Source organism: Nocardia aobensis NBRC 100429, from assembly GCF_000308375.1.
Classification (GTDB): Bacteria; Actinomycetota; Actinomycetes; order Mycobacteriales; family Mycobacteriaceae; genus Nocardia; species Nocardia aobensis.
Window position 1 is genome coordinate 1 of the sequence record NZ_BAFQ01000169.1, and the last position, 1489, is coordinate 1489.

Sequence of the window (1489 nt, forward strand, 5' to 3'; positions counted from 1 at the left end):
CGACGACCGCGACCGCCTGGCTGACGCCCGGAACGGCCAGCAACGCGGCTTCGATTTCACCCAGCTCGATGCGCTGACCCCGGAACTTCACCTGGAAGTCGATCCGACCCAGATAATCGAGGGCGCCCGCGTTCCAGCGGACGAGGTCGCCGGTGCGATACATCCGAGTCCCGGCCGCACCGAACGGATTGGCCACGAACCGATCCGAAGTCAGATCCGGACGACGCAGATAACCCCGCGCCAACTGATCACCGGCCAGATACAACTCACCGACCACACCATCGGGCACCGGCCGCAACCGCGAATCCAGAACATAAACCTGCGAATTCCACTGCGGCACACCGATCGGCACCGACACACCCGACGCATCGGCCGCGGTGACCTCGCGATAGGTGATCGACACCGCCGCTTCGGTCGGGCCGTACAGATTGTGCAACCGAGCATCCGACACCGCACCGAACGCCGCGGCCGTCTCCGGAGGCAGTGCCTCGCCGATCACGAACACATGCCGCAACGACGCCAACTGCGCCCGATCCGCATGCGCGGCGAACACCGACAACATCGACGGAACGAAATCCGTCACCGTAACCCGCTGCGCCGCAATCGTTTCCGCCACATACAACGGATCCCGATGCCCATCCGGAGTCGCCACCACCAACGTGGCACCCGCCCGCAACGGCATGAAGAAACCCCACAACGACACATCGAACGTCGTCGCCGTCTTCTGCAAATACACATCACCCGCAGCCAACGGATACTGCGACAACATCCACTCGATCTGATTGTGAATCGCCCCGTGCGACACCGCCACACCCTTCGGACGACCCGTCGAACCCGACGTGAAAATCACATACGCCGTACTGTCCGCACCCGGCCGCACCGGCAACTCCGCATCGGTCAACGGACCCGACGCCACACCCGACACATCAACCGTGTCGATCTCCACCACCGGCACATCACCCGGCACCACGAAACCATCACGCGCAGTCGTCAACACACACACCGGACGCGCCACATCCAGCACATACCCCACCCGCTCCACCGGATGATCCGGATCCAACGGCACATACGCACCACCCGCAGTCAGCACCGCATACATACCGACCACCAAATCCACCGACCGGCGAACCGCCAACCCCACCAACGACTCCGGCCCCACACCACGCGCCACCAACACACGCGCCAAACCATTGACCCGCGCATCCAACTCCGCGTACGTCAACGACTCCCCACCCGGACCCACCACAGCAACAGCCCCCGGCGACCCCACCACCGCACGCCGGAAACCATCCAACAACAAACCCGAAACCACCGGATACGCAGTCTCATTCCGACCACGCACCACACCAGCCAACTCACCCACCGACAACACATCCACATCACCAACAGCGACATGGGGATCGGCGACAACCGCGCTCAGCAACCGCACGAAACGATCCGCGAATCCGGCAACCGTCGACTCGTCGAACAGATCCGTCGCATAGGTGAA

General features: G+C 63.3%; 1 protein-coding gene. It reads right to left on the reverse strand.

Features of this window, described 5'->3' with window-relative positions; all coding sequences use genetic code 11:
* Window positions 1-1489: non-ribosomal peptide synthetase (locus RJ03_RS22365; protein ID WP_036505555.1), on the reverse strand; the 1489-nt coding region annotated here is incomplete at both ends.